We start from the raw sequence: 19,652 nt of genomic DNA, 5'->3' as shown, positions 1-19,652 counted from the left end.
CGGGTGAGACCGCGCGCAGTGTCGACACGACTGTCCTAGGGGGGACACCGCATGAACCTGCCGTCATCCACGCGGCCGTACGGGCTCGGGTGCACCCGTCGAGCGCCCGCGAGGGCCCCGCAGACCTCCGGGGCGCCGATCGAGTTCCGGATCGACCCGCTGCTCGCGACCGCTCACGAGCAGCGGTCCGACGGCATGTCCGTCACCGGGACCGTCGGCTTCCCCCGCCCCGACGACGAACCGCGGTCGGTCGTCGCCACGTTCGGGAACCTCTCGGGACGGACCTCCAGACCGTGAGCGCGTCCGACGGTCCGCCGCCGGGCTCGCCGCAGCCCTCGCATCACCCCTCCCCTCCCCACCCACCAAAGGAAAGCACCATGCGTCGACCCTCGACACGGAACACCGGGATCACGGCACTGAGCATCACCGGGGTGCTCCTGCTCACCGCCTGCGGGGGTGGCACCGACACGCCCTCCGCCGACGAGGACAGCCCGCTGACGGCGTTCTACCAGTCCATCAGCGGCGACTTCGACTCGGAGGAGCAGCAGAAGAAGTGGGACGAGCAGACCCGCAAGACCGAGGAGCTCACGGCCGCCTGCATGGTCGAGCAGGGCTTCGAGTACATCCCGGTCGACCACAGTGCCGGCATGGTCACCTTCGACGAGGAGGAGCGCGACCCGGAGGAGTACGCCGCCGAGTACGGCTACGGCATGACCATCTACCAGGAGCCGACCGAGGAGGAGCAGGCCGAGATGGACTCGTACGTCGACCCCAACCAGGCGTACCTGGAGTCGATGTCCGAGACCGAGATGAACGCCTACTACGAGGCCCTCTACGGTGCGATGAGCTCGGTCGAGCCCGACGAGAACGGCGAGATGCCGCAGTTCACCCCGGAAGAGATGGGCTGCCAGGGCATCGCCCAGGACGAGGCGAGCGGTGGCGAGCAGGCGCTCTGGGAGTCCGAGGAGATGACTGCGTTCAACGACGCCGTCACCACGCTCTACGAGGACGTCGAGAAGTCGCCGAAGCTGACCGAGGTCACCGCGAAGTGGTCCGACTGCATGGCTGAGGCCGGACTGGACCACGCCACCCCGCAGGCAGCCATCGACTACTTCGTGGAAGCGTCCAACGCCCTGTACGACAACGAGACCGGCGAGGGCCCCAGCGAGGACGAGCTGACTGCGCTCCAGGAGGAGGAGAGGAGCACTGCCGTGGCCGACTACGCCTGCCAGGAGGAGGTCGACTACCAGGACGTCCACCGCACGGTCCAGTTCGAGCTCGAGAAGACGTTCGTCGACGAGAACAAGGACCTCCTGGACCGCGTGGCCGCCGCCTACAAGGAGCTCGAGAAGTGAAGTTCTCTCGCTCCCGCGGGGACCGCGCCGTCGGTGCACCGGCGACCGACGGTGAGGGTCCACCGGCGGGCGGGGCGGCCGCACCGACACCCGGGACCGGGCTGCGGGGCCACCGCCTCATCTGGCTCGTGGCGGGGATCGCCGTGCTGAGCCTCCTGGCGGGCATCATCGTGAGCCGCCTGGTCGTCTCGCCCGCACAGGCCGCTGCCGACGCGAAGGCACCCGCGGCCGGGCTCATCACCGTCCCCGTCGAGAAGAAGCTCATCGCGAACGACGTGACGCTGCGCGGAGACGTCAAGTACGACGACGCCGTCCAGGTGAAGGTCGAGACCGCCGACCTCAGCGGCCCCGCGATCGTGACCGGGCAGGTCCCCGCGCTCGGGGCCGAGCTCGGGCAGGCCTCGATCGCGCTGGAGGTCTCGGGACGTCCGGTCATCGTCCTCCCCGGCGACCTCCCCGCGTACCGGACCCTGCGGGTCGGGGTGTCCGGGCCTGACGTCGCCCAGCTCAAGGCAGCGCTCACCGCTGTCGGGATCAACCCGGGCAACGGCGGCAGCGACATCTACGACGCCGCGACGGCGGCCGCCGTCGACAAGCTCTACGCCAACGTCGGGTACCCGTCGCCGACGAGCGGTGACGAGGCCAAGGACGGCGTGGAGTCGGCCTCACGAGGGGTCCGGGACGCCGAGGAGGCGCTCACGTCGGCCCGCGCGGAGCTCTCCGCCTCGAAGGGTGGCGCGACCGAGGTCGAGAAGCTGACGGCGGACAACGCCGTGCGCGAGGCCGAGAGGAACCTGGCCGCGGCGCAGGCCGGCACGCCGGACCCCGCCGCAGACCCCGGGACCCCGCCCCAGCCCGGGGACGTCGCGGGTGCCCAGGACGCGCTCGCGCTCGCGCGCGCGGAGCGAGCCGCGCTCGACAAGCCGAAGGACGTCGCGGCACAGACGGCCGCGGTCACGAACGCGCAGCGCCAGCTCGACGACGCCAAGAGGGCCCTGGGCGAGGCCCGCACGGAGACGCTGACCGCGCTGCCTGCGAGCGAGGTCCTCTTCCTCGCCAGCCTGCCGCGACGCGTCGACGAGGTGCTCGTGGAACGTGGCGCGACCGTCTCGGGCCCCGTCATGGCGGTCTCCGGGGCGACTCTCGTCATCGAGGCGTCGGCCGGTTCGTCCGACGCCGAGCTCCTCGCCCCCGGGGCCACGGCGACCTTCGTGCTGCCGGACGACTCGCAGGGGACGGCGACCGTGACCTCGGTCGAGGCCCGCAAGGCCGACACCGAGGGCGGGGAGTCGAACGCCGACGCGAAGAAGGGCGCCCGCTTCACGGTCTCGCTCGCACCGGACGCACTGACACCGGAGCAGATCACGCTCCTGCAGGGGAGCAACGTCCGCCTCACGATCCCGGTGAGCTCGACGGCCGGAGAGGTGCTCGCCGTGCCGGTCGCGGCGCTGACCGCCGGACCTGGTGGCGAGTCACGGGTCGAGGTGCTGCGCGGCGCTCCCGGTGCGGAGAGCACCGGCACGGAGAAGGATCGGGCGACCGACCTCGTACCGGTGAAGACCGGCCTCGCTGCGGGCGGGTTCGTCGAGATCGTCTCGTCGGACGTTCCTCTCGAGCCCGGTGACAAGGTGGTGGTCGGCAAGTGACCGGGGACATCGACTGGCTCGGCCTGAACGGGTCGGCCGGTCCACCCTCGTCCGTCCTCGACGAGCCCCCGGGCGCGCTCACGGCACCCGGCCACGGGGAGGAAGGCGCGGGTCCAGGCACCGCGGCAGTCACGCCTCCCGCTGTCGTCGAGCTCGTGGACGTGACCCGGAGCTTTCCCGGTCCGCCCGTCGTGGACGCCCTGACCTCGGTGAACCTGCGGATCGACCCGGGCGACTACCTGTCGATCATCGGACCGTCCGGGTCCGGCAAGTCGACGCTCCTGAACCTCCTGGGGCTCCTGGACCGCCCGACCTCCGGGGACTACCTGCTGGACGGAGTGGCGACCGGGCGCGCGTCCGAGTCGGTGCGCTCGGCCCTGCGGGGCGGCCGGATCGGCTTCGTCTTCCAGTCCTTCCACCTGCTCCCGCACCGCACCGTGCTCGACAACGTCCTCCTCGCGACGCTGTACAGCGGCGTGCCACGGGGGGAGAGGCAGGAGCGTGCGCGGGCGGCCCTGGACCGGGTCCACCTGTCGCACCGGGTCGACTTCACGCCGACCACGCTCTCGGGCGGCGAGCGCCAGCGTGTCGCGGTCGCCCGTGCCGTGGTCGCGAGCCCGCACCTGCTCCTCGCCGACGAGCCGACGGGCAACCTGGACTCGACCAACTCGGTCGAGATCATGGAGCTGTTCGACGAGCTGCACGCCGACGGGCTCACGCTCGTCGTCATCACCCACGACCCGGCGGTCTCCGCCCGGGCGCAGCGTCGGGTGCGTATCGCCGACGGCCGGCTCACGGAGCTCGACCGATGAGGGCGTTCGACGCGTTGGCTGCGCGTCTACCGAGGCGGGCGACGAAGGAGCGGATCCACCGTAGCCGGGCTCGTGACCGGTTCAACGCCCGCGACCTCTTCGCCGAGGCCGCGCACGGGATCGGCGCCCGCCCCGGGCGTCTGGTCCTGACGATCCTCGGCACGGTCCTCGGCATCGCGTCGGTCGTGATCACGGTCGGGCTCGCACAGACCGCCGCGGGCCAGATCAGCCGCCAGTTCGACGCCGTCGCCGCGACCCAGGTCGTCATCACCCCGGCGAAGGCCGGCACCGGGGACGAGGCGCGCCCCAAGGGGCGCATCCCGTGGGACGGCGCGGACCGTGTGGCCCAGGTCAACGGGGTCGTCGCCGCCGGGCTCGTGGCACAGGTCGACATCGAGGACCGACGGGTCACCGCCGTCCCGGTCAACGATCCCTCGGTCGCCGAGAAGGCGAGCCCCGTGGTCGTCGCGGGCTCCGGCGGTCTCGTCGACGCCGTGCGGGGGCGGATCGTGGTCGGACGTTTCTTCGACAGCGGGCACGACGCGCGCAGCGACCGGGTCGTGGTGCTGGGCGAGCGCGCTGCGGAGAGCCTCGGTGTCAACCGCGTCGACAGCCAGCCGTCGATCTTCATCGGTGAGGACGCGTACACCGTCATCGGGATCTTCGGCGACGTGAAGCGACGGACGGACCTTCTCGACGCGGTGGTGCTCCCCGTCGGCACCGCGCGACAGGACTTCGCCGTCGGCGCGCCCGAGGAGCTGCAGATCCACATCGAGACCGGAGCAGGTTCCCTGGTCGCGGAACAGGGCCCCGTCACTCTCGACCCCAACGCGCCCACCTCGTTCAAGGTCCAGGCGCCGGTGAGCGGATCTGCGCTCCAGGAGAACGTCCAGGCGGACATCAACGCGATCTTCCTGGCGCTGGGCGGGATCGCCCTCCTCGTGGGCGGTCTCGGGATCGCGAACGTCACGCTGCTGTCGGTCATGGAACGGGTCGGGGAGATCGGTCTGCGTCGTGCCCTCGGCGCGACCAAGCGGGACATCGCCGGTCAGTTCGTCGTGGAGTCCGTGGTCATCGGGCTGCTCGGGGGTCTGGTCGGTGCGTCGCTGGGGGTGTTCACGGTGGTGGTCGTCTCGGTCGCCCAGGAGTGGACCCCCATCCTCGACATCCGTATGGCGATCGGTTCAGCCTTCCTGGGAGGCGTGATCGGCCTGCTCGCGGGGACCTATCCCGCGCTCAAGGCAGCGGCGATCGAGCCGATCGCCGCGCTGCGCGGGGGCATCTGACCTGACGAAGCGCCACCTGACGGCCGGTCACCCCGTGCGGGTGACCGGCCGTCGTCGGCTGCGGGCGCCGGGCGTGGGCGGCCCACGCCCGCCAGCACCCGGGCATCCGGGCATCCGGGTATCCGGGCCGCCACACCCCTCATGTTCAATGTTGTTCGTTTCTGTTTGAATGTGTCACCATGGCTGCATGCTCGCCTCCCAGCGCCACGAACGCATCCTCGCGGGCCTCCGCGACCACGGCGCCGTCCGGATCGCCGACCTCACCCAGGAGCTCGGCGTCTCCGACATGACGGTCCGCCGGGACCTGCTCGAGCTCGCCGACCAGGGGCTGCTCCGCAAGGTCCACGGCGGCGCGGTCTCGCCGCAGGCCACGTCGCACGAGCCGGGGTTCGAGGCCAAGAGCACGCTCGCGCTCGACGAGAAACGAGCGATCGCGCGTACCGCCGCGCGCCTCGTCTCCCCCGGGTCCTCGATCGCCCTGTCCGCCGGCACCACGACGCACCTCCTCGCCGTGGAGATCGCGGCGGACGCCGCCCTGCGGCCGCTGACCGTCGTGACGAACTCGCTCCCGGTCGCCGAGGCCCTGCACCGCACGGGCGACCCCCGGCTCGAGACCGTCCTCACCGGAGGCTCCCGGACGCCGTCGGACGCCCTGGTCGGGCCCCTCACCGAGGCCGCGCTCGCGAGCCTGCGCGTCGACCAGACCTTCCTGGGCGCGCACGGCGTGAGCGTCGAGGCCGGGCTGACGACGCCGAACCTGGACGAGGCCGCGACCAACCGCGCCCTCGTCGCGATCGCCGGCCGGACGGTCGTCCTGGCCGACCACTCCAAGTGGAGCACCACGGGCCTGAGCGTCTTCGCCCGGCTCGACCAGGTCGACGTCCTCGTGACCGACGACGCCCTCCCGGCGCCCGACCAGGAGGCGGTGCGCGACGTCGTCGGACAGGTCGTGGTCGCCACGCACGACGAGACCCCTCGCCCGACCCGGCCCGCCCAGACCCCACCCACCCCCGCATCCCAGGACGGTCGTACCTCCCGATGAACCAGCACCTGCGCCGCACCCTGACCCGTCTGGCCGACGGCCGCGAGCTCGTCTACTTCGACGACTCCCCCGCGTACGTCTCGGGCGAGCTCACGCGACGGCTCGACGACCCCCGCCCGCTGGGCGACCGTTTCGCCCCCGTGACCGGACCCGACGGGCACGAGCACCCGTACACCGGCCCCGAGATGCGCCTCGACCCGCTCTCGGGCGACTGGATCCCGATGGCCGCGCACCGCATGAACCGCACGTTCCTGCCCGCGGCGGACTCGTGCCCGCTGTGCCCCGCCCGCCCCGGCGCTGCCTACTCGGACGGCGAGATCCCCGACACCGACTACGACGTCGTGGTCTTCGAGAACCGCTTCCCGTCGCTGCAGTTCGTGCCAGGCGTCTCCGACGGCACAGGTGCGCCGGACGGCTTCTTCGGTGGCGAGGGCACGCTCGAGACCCGCGCGCCGGCGTCGGGCCGCTGCGAGGTCATCGTCTTCTCGAGCGACCACACCTCCTCGTTCGGCGCGCTGCCCCCGCAGCGCGTGCGCACCGTCATCGACGCCTGGGCCGACCGCACCGAGGCGCTCGGGCGTGAGCCGGGCGTCGAGCAGGTCTTCTGCTTCGAGAACCGCGGCCAGGAGATCGGGGTCACGCTCCACCACCCGCACGGCCAGATCTACGGCTACCCGTACCTCACGCCCACGACCCGCGCGATGCTCGCCCAGGCCCGCGCGCACCACGAACGCACGGGCGGCAACCTGCTGCGCGACGTCCTCGACGCCGAGCTCGCCGACGGCCGCCGCATCGTCCTGGAGACCGAGCACTGGGTCGCCTACGTCCCGTTCGCGGCCCGCTGGCCCGTCGAGGTGCACCTCGCGCCGCGCCGCGACGTGCCCGACCTGCCCGCGCTCTCGGGCGCCGAGCGCGACGACCTCGCGGTCGCCTACCTCGAGCTCCTGCGTCGCCTCGACCTGTTCTTCGAGGGGCCGGGTGGCGCGCCCGTCGCCCTGCCCTACATCGCGGCCTGGCACCAGGCCCCGGTGCGCGAGGGACGCGACCTGTCGCGCCTGCACCTGCAGGTCTTCTCGGTCCTGCGCGCGCCGGGCAAGCTCAAGTACCTCGCTGGATCCGAGTCCGGCATGGGCGCATGGGTCAGCGACACCACGCCCGAGCGGATCGCCGCGCGCCTGCAGGCCCTCGCCCCGGCCCCGGCCGCGCAGTGGGTCGAGTCCTGGCCCGACGACGTCGGTGCGGACCGCGTCCGACAGGCCTTCGCGGAGGTCTTCTCGGCCGACGACGCAGAGGACGTCCGCGTCTACGCGGCACCCGGGCGCGTCAACATCATCGGCGAGCACACCGACTACAACGCCGGGCTGTGCCTGCCCATAGCGCTCCCCCACCGCACGTACGTCGCGCTGCGCCCCCGGACCGACTCGGTCGTGCGCCTCGCCTCGACCCAGGAGCCCGGTGCTGCGTGGACCGGGCGGCTCGAGGACGTCGCGCCGGGAGCCGTGACCGGCTGGGCCGCGTACGTGGCCGGGGTCGCGTGGGCCCTCGGGCAGCACCTCCAGGCGACGGGCGGGTCGGCGGCGCAGGTGCGCGGCTTCGACGCCGTGATCGACTCGTGCGTGCCCTACGGTGCGGGCCTGTCGTCGTCGGCCGCGCTCGAGTGCTCGGTCGCGGTGGGTATCGACGACGTCGCAGGCCTGGGCCTCGCGGCCACCGACGCCGGACGCGCGGCCCTGGCGGCCGCCGCGATCCGCGCCGAGAACGAGATCGCGGGCGCACCGACGGGCGGCATGGACCAGTCGGCCTCGTTGCGCTGCGCACCGGGTCACGCTCTGCTCCTCGACTGCCGCCCGGGGCTCGACCCGGCCCGCGCCGTCGAACAGATCCCGTTCGACCTCGCGGCCGAGGGGCTCGCGCTGCTCGTGATCGACACCCGTGCCGAGCACGCGCTGGTCGACGGCCAGTACGCACAGCGACGAGCGACGTGCGAGGCGGCCGCCACGACGCTGGGCCTCGCGAACCTCCGCGAGCTCGCAGACACGGTCATCGCCGCCGCGGAGGGCGACGCTGCGTTCGCCGAGGCCCTCGGTGCAGCGCTCGACCGCCTGCCCGACGACGTCTCGCGCCGCCGCGTCCGGCACGTGGTGACCGAGATCGCCCGGACCCAGGACCTGGTGTCGCTGCTGCGCGCAGGGCGAGCCTCCGACGTCGGGCCGCTGCTCGACGCGTCCCACGCGTCCCTGCGCGACGACTACGAGGTCTCCGCGACCGAGCTCGACGTCGCAGTCGAGGCCGCGCGCGACGCCGGTGCCCTGGGAGCCCGCATGACGGGCGGCGGGTTCGGCGGGTCGGCCATCGCGCTCGTCCCGGCCGACCGCGCCGAAGCCGTCGCGGACGCCGTGACCGCAGCCTTCGCCCGGGCAGGGCTCGGCGCACCCGGGTTCCTGCTGGCCGTGCCGTCAGCCCCGGCCGGCGCCTGCTGACGCCCCGCTGCCCACGAGGGTGCGCGGCGAGGACTCCTCGCCGCGCACCCCGCCCGGCCCGACGCGAGGGCCAGGGCGCGGTCGCCCACCCGGGAACCACCAGTTCCAGCGACCCAGGAGCGACATCGAGGCAGGCAGCAGCAGGCCACGGACGATCGTGACGTCGAGCAGGACCGCGACCGCCATCCCCACCCCGATCTCCTTCATGGCCACGAGGTCGCCCAGCGCGAAGCCCGCGAACACGATCCCGATAGACACCGCCGCGACCGTGATCACGGGACCGGACGCCACGACGCCCGCGAGGACCGCCCGGTCGTTCGCACCGCGGTCGTCCGCCGTCCGACGGCGCCACTCCTCCCCGATGCGCGCGAGGAGGAACACCTCGTAGTCCATCGACAGGCCGAACAGGAAGACGAACAGCAGCGCCGGACTCGTGGCGTCGATCGTGCCCGTCGGTTCGAAGCCCAGCAGCCGCGCACCCCAGCCCCACTGGAAGACCGCGACCAGCACGCCCAACGACGCGGTCAGGGCGAGCAGGTTCAGGAACAGCGCCTTGAGCGGCACCACGACCGACCGGGTGAGCCAGCCCAGCAGGAGCATCGCGGGCAGCACGACCACGGCGAACGCCCAGGGCAGCCGGTCGCGCGACTGCTGCGTCGCGTCGACCAGCTCGGCCGCGGGGCCCGCGACCTGCACCGAGAACGGGACATCCATCGCCCGGACGTCCCGGACCAGGGCCTGCGCCGCCTCACCCGTCGCCGTGCCCGCCGGGGTGGCCTCGGCGACCGTCACGTCGGGCGGGAAACCGGTGAGGTGCTCGACGTCCTCGACACCGGGCAGCGCGTAGACCGCGTCGAGGAACGACTGGACCTCGGGGTCCTCGACGGACGCCCCCAGCACGAGCTCGACCGGTTGGACGCCCAGGACCTCGAAGTCCTGCTCGATCCTCTCCTGCGCGACCCGCTCGGGCGTCCCCGGCGGCAGGGACCGCGCGTCCGAGGCCCCCAGCGCGAGCGAGGCCAGCGGTGCGCTCAGGAGCAGGAGGACCGCCGTCGACCCGAGCGTGACGGCCACGGGGCGCCGCTGGGCGAACGCCGCGGACCGCGCGAGCAGACCGGGACCGCGCCCCGTGCGGCGGCGGACCCAGGTCCGGGTCCGTGGGGCAGGGATCGACGCGTGCAGCACGGCGACCAGGGCCGGCACGAGCGTGAGCCCGGCGAGCGTCGTGAGCGCGACCACGAGCAGACCGCCCAGCGCCATGCTCGCGAGCAGGGGGTCCGCCAGGACGAGCAGCCCACCGAGCGCCGACGCGACCGCGAGCCCCGAGACGAGGACCGCCCGGCCCGCGGTCGACACGGTCCGGGCCAGCAGCTCCTCGAGCGTCGCCTCGGGGGCCGCCTCGCGCTCCTCCCGGAACCGCACGACCACCAGAAGGCTGTAGTCGACGGCCAGGCCGAGGCCCAGGAGCGTCACGACGTTGACCGCGAACTCGCTCACGGGCACCGCGCCCGCGAGCGCGCTCAGCCCGAGGAGCGAGGCCGCGATCGACGCGAGCGCGGCGACGATCGGCGCCAGACCGGCCCGCAGGCCGCCCAGCACGAGCACCAGGACGACGCACAGCACCACGAGGGCGACCGACTCCCCCACCACGGCGTCGGCCGTCGCGATGTCGGCGAACGTCCGCTCGGCCATGAGCTCCCCGCCCACGACCACCTCGGGTGCGTCGATGGTCCGGAGAGCAGCCGCCACACGGTCACCGACGACGAGCGCCTGCTCGTCCGTGAGGTCGTGGTCCAGCTCGACCAGGACGAGCGAACCGAGGCCGTCGTCCGAGATCAGGCCACCTGACGTGAAGGCGTCCGAGACCTCCAGCACGCCCGGGATCTCTCGGACCTCGTGCATCACGCGGGTCCCGCTCTCGACGAGCGAGGGCGTGAAGAAGTCGACCCCGCCGACGAACGCCGTGAGGGTCTCGCCCTGCGGGTCGAGCTCGTCGAGCAGCGCCTGCGCCCGGGCCGACGGCGCACCGGGCGCCAGGCTGTCGACCGCGGTCGTGCGGTCGAAGACCCCGCCACCGACCACCGCGCCGACCAGCGCGACCACTCCCCACACGACGAGCACGATGATGCGGTGCCGGGCCATGACCCGTCCCAGGAGCGCGAGCATGGGTCGACGTCCTCTCCACGACACGGTGGGACGTCGTCGTCGACGCCCCAGCAGATGGTGACAGACGCCGCAGGCGCCTGTCGTGGTGGGTGCATGATTCGGCTGCGACACGCCGGGCGTGTCGCAGCCGAATCATGCACTCAGCGGGGGGATGTCACGTCAGCCACAGCTCGACGCGTCGTAGGCCGTCTCGACCACGACCTCCTTGTCCCCGGCGCCCGCCGTCACGGTCGCCGTCCCGGCCTCGACCGAGGTCGAGCGGGTCGAGAACGACTGCTGAGCCGACTTGCCCGGCAGCACGCCGACCATCGTCTTCTTGCCGAACGGCGTGCTGAGCACGACGTCGACCGGCACCGTGTCGTCGTTGACGGCACGCACGGTGAGCATGACCTTGCCCGCGACGCACTTGGGCTGGACGGTCACCGACACCGCGAGCTCGGGCTCGGGCTCGGCCGCCAGGTCCTTGACGCGGATGTTGCGGTAGGAGACCGTCTCACCGTTGCCGTGGTTCTGGATGCCGATGAACCCGCTCGACAGGTCGCGCGCCGGGTCGGTGCTCGTGAAGTCGTTGACGAGCACGTCGTTGAGGTAGATCCGGATGCGGTCCCCCTCGACCCGGATGTCGTACGCGTTCCACTGCCCCACGGGCTTGAGGGCCGCGGTCACGGCCGCCGCGTCAGCACCCTGGAACGTGTAGATCGCGCCCGTGGTGCGGTCGGCCGCGTCGCTCGCGTCGATCTGGATCTCGTAGCCCTGGTTGACCGCGACCCAGGGGTCGTTGCCGGGGTTCGGGAAGCCGACGAAGACGCCGCCGTTGTCGTCCTTGACGAGCTTCCAGTCGAGCTTGAGCGAGTACTCCTCGAGCTCCTGGGCCGTGTACCAGAGCAGTCCCATGCCGCCGTTGGTGCGGATCGAGCAGTCGTCCTGACGACCGAACGTCCCGGCGCCCGCGAGCTTCCAGTCGGCCAGGCTCGCGAGGGTACCGTCGAAGATGCCGCGGTAGCCCTCCTCGACCTCTGCCGGGGAGCAGATGTCGGGGTCCTGCCCGATCGACAGCACGTCCAGGTTCACGTTGCCCTGGTCACCCTGGTCGTACCTGAGGGTGATCGCGTTGTGCCCGGCCACGAGGTCGACGTCACGCGTGATCGTCTCCCACACCTTCCAGTCGCCGGTCGTGGGCAGCGTCCACGGGCCGACCTTCTGGCCGTTGACGTAGAGCGAGACGTTCTTGGCGCGCAGCTCGGTGTACGGGTGGATGCCGTTCGCGTAGCGCAGGTTGAGCGGGTAGGTGCCCGCCTCGGGGACCGTCACGGCGAACGTGCGGCCCGAGCCGACGTTCTGCATCCCGGCGGCGAAGCCCGCGCCGGAGTAGTTGCTGTGGTCCGAGCCGAGGCTCGAGCCACCGAGCGGCTGCGCCTCCTCGGCCTCGTACCAGCCGCGGTCCGCCGGGGCGACGTAGCCGGGCAGCGAGTTGAGGGTGTACCAGGCCTCGGTGCTCAGGAGCTCGGCGCCCTCGTCCGAGGCGAACGGGCGCGGGGAGCGCAGGTGCACGACGTGGCCGGGCTTGAGACCGTCGACCGCGAGCGTGACCGTGGTGCGGTCCTCGGAGACGGTGGCGTCCGTGACGAACAGCGGCTGCTCGTCGACCTTGGGACCGCCGTACTGCTGGGTCGGCACGTAGCGCCACTGCGTGAGGCGGTAGGCGTCGGCCAGCTTCGCGACGACGGCGTCGGACACCGGGTCGGTGTACTCGATCTCGAACCCGCCCTCGACGACGCGCATCTCCTTCATGTCGAAGGAGTCCTCGTTCACCGTGGCGAGCTTCTGCAGGCCGAACCGCAGCTTGCCGGACTCGCCCCAGTTGCCGCCCTCGCCCGTCCCGCCGACGTACAGCGCGCCGTCGGGGCCGGTGATGACGCGGTTGGCGCCGACCTCGAGGCCCGCGGTGTGGCGGAAGACCGCCCCCTGGAACTCGCCGTCGACCTTCTCGAGGAACGCGCGCTGGAGGCCGCCGTACGTGACGTCGCCGAGGAGCATCTGGCCGGCGAACTCGCCGTCCTGCACGAGGATCGGGTTGCCCGGGGAGTTGGCGATCTCGTTCTGCGGGAGCCACAGCGCGGGCTGGGACACGGGGTTCGCGTCGAACGGCCCGGCCGGGGTGGTGAAGTGGTTGAAGAACTTGTCCTGCTCGATGTGCACGAGCTTGTTCGCGGGCAGCCACGCGCCCTGGTTGTCCGTCCCGAAGATCTCGCCCTCGGGGCCGAAGCCGATGCCGTTCGGCGTGCGCAGGCCGCCCGCGACGTAGGTGACCTCGCCCGTCGCGCGGTCGATCTTGATCGCCGTGCCACGGTTGGCGGCAGGCTGCGGGGTGGTCGTCGCGCCGCCGTTGTCGATCGCGACGGAGAGGTTGACGTAGAAGTAGTCCTCGTCGTGGATCAGGCCGAACGCGAACTCGTGGAAGTTGCCGCCGTCGGGCCACCCGGCGATCTTCGTGTGCGTGTCGTAGAAGCCGTCGCCGTCCGGGTCGGTGAGCTGCGTGAGCTGGTACCGCTCGGAGACGAAGATCGAGTCCTCGATGACCTCGATGCCCATCGGGTTGAGCAGCTTGTCCGCGACCTTCGTGACGGTGACGTCCTCGGGTCCGGTCGCGTCGATCACGCCGTCGAGGAGGTACACCTCACCGGTCGTCGGGTCGGGCCGCCAGCCGCCGGAGCTCACGTCGCCCGTGGTCACGACGGCCAGCTTCTCGTCCGGTGTGAACGCGAGGCCCGAGACCTTGGGCTCGAAGCCCGCGGGGCGCAGGTCGATCAGCTCGTAGTTCGGGTTGACCGTGTCCAGGCGCAGACCGTCGCCCGAGGTGTCCGTGGCTCCCTCGCAGTACTTGTTGCCGGGCGCGGTGACCCGCACGACGTTCGCCTCGGTGCTCAGGGCCGACGTCGGGACGACCTCGAACGTCGAGGACCCCGGGGTCTTCCACGCGAGCGTCAGGCGCTGCTTGTCGGTGCCCTCGTAGTACTCGACCCGCAGGTCGTGAGCACCTTCGGCGAGAGTGATCGCCCCCTCGACCGAGGTCGAGTCGTTCGGGCCGTCGTTCTCGAGGAGGAGCTGGTCGTCGACGTAGACGAGCGCGCCGTCGTCGTTCGTCACGCGGAACGTGTACTCACCCTCGGCCGGGACCGTGAGCGTCGCGAGCGCGTGCGTGATGAAGCGGTCCGAGGCGCCGAAGTGCTCGGGCGTGCTCCAGTCGATCGTCGGCATGAGCTTGTCGACGTTGGGCGTGGTGCCCGACTTGAGGGTGCACACGGACCCGGGGTCCTGGGCGAGCTGGAACGTGCGCAGCGTGACGCCGGGCTCCATCTCGGTGTCGGCAGCCTGTGCCGACGGGAGTGCTCCGGCGAAGGCGAGGGGTACGAGCAGGGAAGCTCCGAGCAGGCCTGAGAGGCCTCTTCGATGGCGTGAGGGGGTTCGCACTGGAGTTCTTCCTCCTTGAAGACGAGTCAGCGTTGACTCTCGGACCCTAAGGAGGCTTCTGCCTGCTGTCAACCAAAAGTCGAATGTCAGTCAACAGATTCCGGGATCGCGCCATCGGCGGATCACCTCAGCGCGGGTCGCGGCTCGCGTCGTGGTGGATCGCGACGAACACCGACCACGGCTCGCCACCCGTCGCAGGCTCGCGCTGCCGGAAGTCCTCGAGGACCTCGTTGAGCCGCTGCGACAGCTCCTCACGCCCAGCGGCGTCGAGCCGCAGGCCGAGCCTGCCCATGTCGACGGTCGCGGGATCAGCCGCGGCCAGCTCCTCCAGGAACGCGTCAAGCAGCACTCGATGCCCTCCAGGCCCCAGGTCCGCGGTCCAGGACTTGCCCGTCGCGAGGTACGGCACCTCCCGCGCCCCCCTCGCCCCCACCCGCTCGGGCTGCGCCGCCAGGAACCCGCGAGCCACGAGCGTCCTGACGTGATGGAGCGTCGTCGCCGGGTTCTTCCCGAGCGCCTGGGCGATCTCCTTGTTGGTCCGCGCCTCGTCGAGGCAGATGCGCAGGATCCGCACCCGGAGCGTCGACGCGAGGGCGCGCGCGTCGGCGTCCCGGTCGGCGACCGAGCCACCGGTCGTCGGCAGCTCCGCGGTCGGTGCGTGGACACCGGCGCGCTTGACGGGGGGCCGCACGGGCGAGGGCGGCGCGGGCGAAGCCGCACGATCGGAGGTCACCCCCACAGGCTAACTGATTGACATTTCTCAATCACTTGCAGCAGGCTGACCCCATGACGTCCGACGAGCCCGCGGTGAGCACCGTCGCTCCCCCGCGCAGCCTGGTCCACCACCGCGACTTCCGGCACCTCTGGGGCGGTGACGCGCTGGGCCAGCTCGGCGCGCAGCTCACGGGCTTCGTCCTGCCGATCTTCGCCGTGTCCCACCTGCACGCGACCGAGTGGCAGATGGGCGCCCTCAACGCCGCCGAGACCGCGGCCTTCCTCCTGCTCAGCCTGCCCGCCGGGGCCTGGGTCGACCGGATGCGCAAGCGCCGGGTCCTCGTCGCAGCGGACCTCGCACGCGCCGCGATCCTGTCGGTCGTGGTCGTCGCCGCCCTGACCGACCAGGCCAGCATGGGGCTGCTCATCGGCGCGGCCGTCGTCATCAGCACGTTCAGCCTCTTCTTCGACGTCGCGCACCAGAGCTACGTCCCCGGGCTCGTCGGGCTCGACCACGTCGTCGAGGGAAACTCCAAGCTCCAGGCGACCCAGTCCGTCGCGATGATCGCCGGACCGGCGATCGGCGGCATCGCGCTGCGCGTCCTGTCCGCGCCGCTCGTCATGGTCGCGACCGTCGGCACCTACCTCGCGAGCGCGCTCGCCGTCTCGCGGATCCGCCACCACGAGGACCTCCCCGACCCGGCGGCACGCCGCCCCCTGCGCACCGAGATCGCCGAGGGGCTCCGCTTCGTCGCGAGCGAGCCCCTGCTCCGCCGCATCCTCGCGTGCACGTCGCTCAGCAACCTGGGCGGTGCGATCGGCAACGCGGTCGTGGTGATCTACGCGCTGCGCACGCTCGACGTCGGGACGGCGACCTACGGCGTCGTGCTCTCGGCGAGCGCGGCCGGCGGCCTGCTCGGTGCGGTCCTGGCCGACCGCGCGGCGCGGCGGGTCGGACCGGCGCGGATCATCCCCGTCTCGGCCGTCTTCTCGGGCATCGCGTACGCGATCACGCCCGCGGCGGCCTGGGTGGCGACCACAGGTGCCGCGGACGCCCTCGTACCGGCGGTGCTCGTCTTCGGGGGCTTCGCCTTCAACCTCGCCGTCGTCGTCTACAACGTCGCGCAGGTGAGCTTCCGCCAGCGGCTCTGCCCGCCTGCGTTGCTGGGCCGCATGAACGCCTCTGCCCGGTTCCTCGTGTGGGGCCCCATCCCGATCGGCGGGCTGCTCGGCGGGTGGATCGGGACCGTGTGGGGCGTGGCGCCCGCCCTGTGGGTCGGGACGCTCGTCATGTCGCTCGGGGCGCTGCCCGTGCTGCTGTCACCGCTGTCCCGCATGACCGAGCTGCCCGTCCCGGCCCGCGGCTGACGATGCCCGGCGCCGGGCACGAGGGGCGGCGGCCGGGCCTGCAGCGGACTCGCCGGCCGGGGCCGGTGCTTCCCGTCAGAGGTCGTACGTCGCGACCAGCGCGGCGTGGTCGCTCCAGCGGCTCTCGTAGTCGTCGGCGCGGTCGACCTCGACCTTGACCGCGCGCTCGGCGAGCGCGGGCGTCGCGAGCTGGTAGTCGATGCGCCACCCCGCGTCGTTGACGAACGCCTGCCCGCGCCACGACCACCAGGTGAACGGTCCGGGGCCCTCGCCGCCGTGCTTGCGACCGAGGTCGACCCAGCCGAGCTCGTCGAACCAGGTGTCCAGGTATGCGCGCTCCTCGGGGAGGAAGCCGGCCGACTTCTGGTTGCCCTTCCAGTTCTTGATGTCGACGTTCTTGTGCGCGATGTTCACGTCGCCCGCGACGACCGCGAGGCCGCCCGCGGCCGAGAGCTCGCGCAGGCGCTCGGTGACCTTCTCGAGGTAGGCGTACTTCTCGTCCATCGTGGGCGTGCCCGCGGTGCCCGAGTGGATGTACGTCGAGACGACCGTGAGCCTCTCGCCCGACGGCAGCTCGAGGTCGGCCTCGACCCAGCGGCCCGTGTCGACCGGGGGCTCCGGCTCGCCCGTGCCCAGCCCGACGCGCACTGCCGTCACAGGCAGCCGCGACACGACCGCGACACCGGCCCGGCCCTTGATGTCGCACGCCTGGTGCGCGACGTGCCAGTCGTCGCCGACGAGCTCGTTCAGGATCTCGTCGGGGGCGCGGACCTCCTGCAGGAGCATGACGTCGGGGGTGCGCGACGCGACCCAGGCGCCCATCCCCCGGCGGTAGGCAGCGCGGATCCCATTCACGTTGGCAGTAGCGATCGTCAGCACCCGGCCATCAAACCCCACGCCACCCACAGGGACGAAAACCGGGCGACGAGAGCCTGGTCACGCCCCCGCTGCCCGCGCCCACCGCACGTTGTCAGAACGAGCGTGGCCTGTACCTCACGCTCGTTCTGACAGGCTGGCGCACGAAGGGCTCAGCGAGCGATGCCCGCAGCCCGCTCGGCCGAGTCCACGACGTTCGCGAGGAGCATCGCGCGCGTCATGGGCCCGACACCACCCGGGTTAGGCGAGATCCAGCCCGCGACCTCGGCCACGGCCGGGTCGGCGTCGCCCACGACACGGCTCCTGCCGGTCTCCTCGTCGACCTCGCGCGAGACGCCCACGTCGATCACGACCGCGCCCGGCTTGACCATGTCGCGCGTGATGATGCCCTTGACGCCCGCGGCCGCGACGACGACGTCGGCCCGGCGGACGAGTGCGGCCAGGTCCTGGGTGCCCGTGTGCGTGAGCGTGACCGTCGCGTTGACGGCGCGGCGCGTGAGGAGCAGGCCGATCGAGCGGCCCACGGTCACCCCGCGCCCCACGACCACGACCTCCTTCCCCGCGAGCGAGACGCCGTGGCGCTCGATGAGCTCGATGATCCCGCGCGGCGTGCACGGCAGCGGCGACGTGACCTCCTCGTTGACGCGCAGCACGAGGCGGCCGAGGTTGGTCGGGTGCAGCCCGTCGGCATCCTTGTCGGGATCGATGAGCTCGAGGATGCGGTGGGTGTCGATGCCCTTCGGGAGCGGGAGCTGCACGATGTACCCGGTGCACGCGGGGTCCTCGTTGAGGCGGCGGACCGCGGCCTCGATCTCCTCCTGCGTGGCCTCGGCGGGCAGGTCCTCGCGGATCGAGGAGAGCCCGATCTCGGCGCAGTCGCGGTGCTTGCCCGCGACGTACCACTGCGAGCCCGGGTCGTCGCCGACCAGGAGGGTGCCGAGTCCCGGCACGACGCCGTGCTCGGCGAGGACGGCGAGACGGGTCGTGAGCTCGGCCTTGATGGCGGCGGCGGTGGCCTTGCCGTCCAGGATCTGCGCGGTCATGGGGGCTCCTCAGGTTCTGGCGGGGCTGAACAGACCGCTGAGTGCGGAGTAGTTGTCGTGGATCGGCCGGATCCGCGACAACTACTCCGCACTCAGCGGGTCACGGGTTTACTGCGACAGTCCCGGGTACAGCGGGAAGTCGGACGTCAGCTTGCGCACGCGAGCGCTCAGGCCCTCGACGTCCGCGCCGGCACCGGCCTTGAGGGCAGCCGCGATGATCTCGGCGACCTCCGCGAACTCGGCGTCCCCGAAGCCACGGGTCGCGAGCGCGGGCGTACCGATGCGCAGGCCCGACGTGACGCGCGGGGGGCGCGGGTCGAACGGCACAGCGTTGCGGTTCACCGTGATGCCCACTGCGTGCAGGAGGTCCTCGGCCTGCTGGCCGTCGAGCTCGGAGTGACGCAGGTCCACGAGGACCAGGTGCACGTCGGTGCCACCCGTGAGGACCGAGACGCCCTTCTCGGCGACGTCGGGCTGGGCCAGGCGGTCCGCGATGATGCTCGCGCCGCGCAGCGTGCGCTCCTGACGGTCCTTGAAGTCGTCCGAGGCGGCGATCTTGAACGACACGGCCTTCGCGGCCACGACGTGCATGAGCGGTCCGCCCTGCTGACCCGGGAACACGGCCGAGTCGATCTTCTTCGCGTATTCCTCCTTGGAGAGGATGAAGCCCGAGCGCGGGCCGCCGATGGTCTTGTGGACCGTCGAGGACACGACGTCGGCGTACGGCACCGGGGACGGGTGCAGGCCCGCGGCGACGAGGCCCGCGAAGTGCGCCATGTCGACCCAGAGCTTGGCACCGACCTCGTCCGCGATCTCACGGAACGCCGCGAAGTCGATGTGGCGCGGGTAGGCGGACCAGCCGGCGATGATCACGTCGGGGCGGGTCTCGAGGGCCGTCTTGCGGACCTCGTCCATCTCGATCCGGTACGACTGCGGGTCGACGCCGTACGCCGAGACGTCGTACAGCTTGCCCGAGAAGTTGATCTTCATGCCGTGCGTGAGGTGGCCGCCGTGCGCCAGCTCGAGGCCGAGGATCTTGTCGCCCTTGTTGATGAGGGCGTGCAGGACGGCCGCGTTCGCGGTCGCGCCCGAGTGCGGCTGGACGTTGACGTGCTCGGCACCGAACAGCGACTTGGCGCGGGCGATCGCGAGGTTCTCGGCGATGTCGACCTGCTCGCAGCCGCCGTAGTAGCGGCGGCCCGGGTAGCCCTCGGCGTACTTGTTCGTGAGGACGGAGCCCTGCGCCTGCAGGACCGCGCGCGGCACGAAGTTCTCCGAGGCGATCATCTCGAGGGTGTCGCGCTGGCGCGCGAGCTCCCCGTCGAGGACCGCGGCGATCTCCGGGTCCACCTCGAGCAGGGACTGGTTCAGGACGTTCGGCTGAGCGCTCATG

General features: G+C 72.0%; 14 protein-coding genes and 1 pseudogene. 9 read left to right on the top strand and 6 right to left on the bottom strand.

From position 1 onward, the window contains the following. Positions 1–51: 51 nt before the first annotated feature. From IE95_RS0105925 to galK, 8 genes and pseudogenes are all read left to right on the top strand, one after another. On the top strand, positions 52–297 hold the full coding sequence (locus IE95_RS0105925; protein WP_030150716.1) for a hypothetical protein: 246 nt from the start codon (positions 52–54) through the stop codon (positions 295–297). A gap of 80 nt (positions 298–377) precedes the next feature. Continuing rightward, on the top strand, positions 378–1,355 hold the full coding sequence (locus IE95_RS0105920; RefSeq protein WP_030150715.1) for a hypothetical protein: 978 nt from the start codon (positions 378–380) through the stop codon (positions 1,353–1,355). Beyond that, complete coding sequence (locus tag IE95_RS0105915) at positions 1,352–3,001, top strand: efflux RND transporter periplasmic adaptor subunit (protein ID WP_051702797.1); 1,650 nt, start codon at positions 1,352–1,354, stop codon at positions 2,999–3,001. Before IE95_RS0105920 ends, IE95_RS0105915 begins: the two co-directional genes overlap by 4 nt. Positions 3,002–3,156: 155 nt before the next feature. After that, positions 3,157–3,813: an ABC transporter ATP-binding protein gene (locus IE95_RS0105910; protein WP_051702841.1), complete on the top strand. Its 657-nt coding sequence runs from the start codon at positions 3,157–3,159 to the stop codon at positions 3,811–3,813. Continuing rightward, entirely contained in the window at positions 3,810–5,099 is a 1,290-nt protein-coding gene (locus IE95_RS0105905) for an ABC transporter permease (protein WP_084689875.1), read from the top strand. The genes IE95_RS0105910 and IE95_RS0105905 overlap by 4 nt, the downstream gene beginning before the upstream one ends. A 187-nt stretch (positions 5,100–5,286) precedes the next feature. Beyond that, positions 5,287–6,141 carry a DeoR/GlpR family DNA-binding transcription regulator gene (locus tag IE95_RS0105900; RefSeq protein ID WP_030150711.1) on the top strand — a complete coding sequence of 285 codons (855 nt, stop codon included), beginning with the start codon at positions 5,287–5,289 and terminating at the stop codon, positions 6,139–6,141. Next, a pseudogene (gene galT, locus IE95_RS21025) lies at positions 6,138–7,331 on the top strand (galactose-1-phosphate uridylyltransferase); the annotation flags it as partial. The gene IE95_RS0105900 and the pseudogene galT, both read left to right, overlap by 4 nt. Further along, positions 7,305–8,621 carry a galactokinase gene (gene galK / locus IE95_RS20825; protein WP_420849263.1) on the top strand — a complete coding sequence of 439 codons (1,317 nt, stop codon included), beginning with the start codon at positions 7,305–7,307 and terminating at the stop codon, positions 8,619–8,621. The pseudogene galT and the gene galK, both read left to right, overlap by 27 nt. Here the strand turns inward: galK and IE95_RS0105885 are convergent. The 3 genes from IE95_RS0105885 to IE95_RS0105875 all read right to left on the bottom strand — a co-directional run bounded on the left by IE95_RS0105885 (position 8,598) and on the right by IE95_RS0105875 (position 14,991). Next, positions 8,598–10,787: an MMPL family transporter gene (locus IE95_RS0105885; protein ID WP_051702796.1), complete on the bottom strand. Its 2,190-nt coding sequence runs from the start codon at positions 10,785–10,787 to the stop codon at positions 8,598–8,600. The genes galK and IE95_RS0105885 overlap by 24 nt on opposite strands. Before the next feature lie 159 nt (positions 10,788–10,946). Next, a complete protein-coding gene (locus tag IE95_RS0105880) occupies positions 10,947–14,144 on the bottom strand; it encodes a 3-keto-alpha-glucoside-1,2-lyase-like domain-containing protein (protein WP_206053368.1) in 3,198 nt (1,065 codons plus the stop codon). A gap of 241 nt (positions 14,145–14,385) precedes the next feature. Then, the gene (locus IE95_RS0105875; protein WP_240666426.1) at positions 14,386–14,991 is read right to left on the bottom strand and encodes an ArsR/SmtB family transcription factor; all 606 of its coding nucleotides are present in this window, start codon (positions 14,989–14,991) and stop codon (positions 14,386–14,388) included. 53 nt (positions 14,992–15,044) lie between these two features. Between IE95_RS0105875 and IE95_RS0105870 the strand changes: the two genes are divergently transcribed. Further along, positions 15,045–16,340, top strand: a complete 1,296-nt coding sequence (locus IE95_RS0105870) for an MFS transporter (protein WP_030150706.1) — start codon at positions 15,045–15,047, stop codon at positions 16,338–16,340. Positions 16,341–16,415: 75 nt separating this feature from the next. On the opposite strand, the gene IE95_RS0105865 is transcribed toward IE95_RS0105870, so the two are convergent. The 3 genes from IE95_RS0105865 to glyA all read right to left on the bottom strand — a co-directional run bounded on the left by IE95_RS0105865 (position 16,416) and on the right by glyA (position 19,651). Continuing rightward, the gene (locus IE95_RS0105865) at positions 16,416–17,219 is read right to left on the bottom strand and encodes an exodeoxyribonuclease III (protein WP_030150705.1); all 804 of its coding nucleotides are present in this window, start codon (positions 17,217–17,219) and stop codon (positions 16,416–16,418) included. A 149-nt stretch (positions 17,220–17,368) separates the two neighbouring features. After that, positions 17,369–18,259 (bottom strand): bifunctional methylenetetrahydrofolate dehydrogenase/methenyltetrahydrofolate cyclohydrolase, encoded by an 891-nt coding sequence (locus IE95_RS0105860; protein WP_030150704.1) that lies wholly within the window; start codon positions 18,257–18,259, stop codon positions 17,369–17,371. Positions 18,260–18,367: 108 nt separating this feature from the next. Beyond that, entirely contained in the window at positions 18,368–19,651 is a 1,284-nt protein-coding gene (gene glyA / locus IE95_RS0105855; protein ID WP_030150703.1) for a serine hydroxymethyltransferase, read from the bottom strand. Position 19,652: the final 1 nt, after the last annotated feature.

It is taken from the genome of Oerskovia turbata (assembly GCF_000718325.1).
Classification (GTDB): domain Bacteria; phylum Actinomycetota; class Actinomycetes; order Actinomycetales; family Cellulomonadaceae; genus Oerskovia; species Oerskovia turbata.
This window is presented reverse-complemented; position numbering and strand designations above follow the sequence as displayed.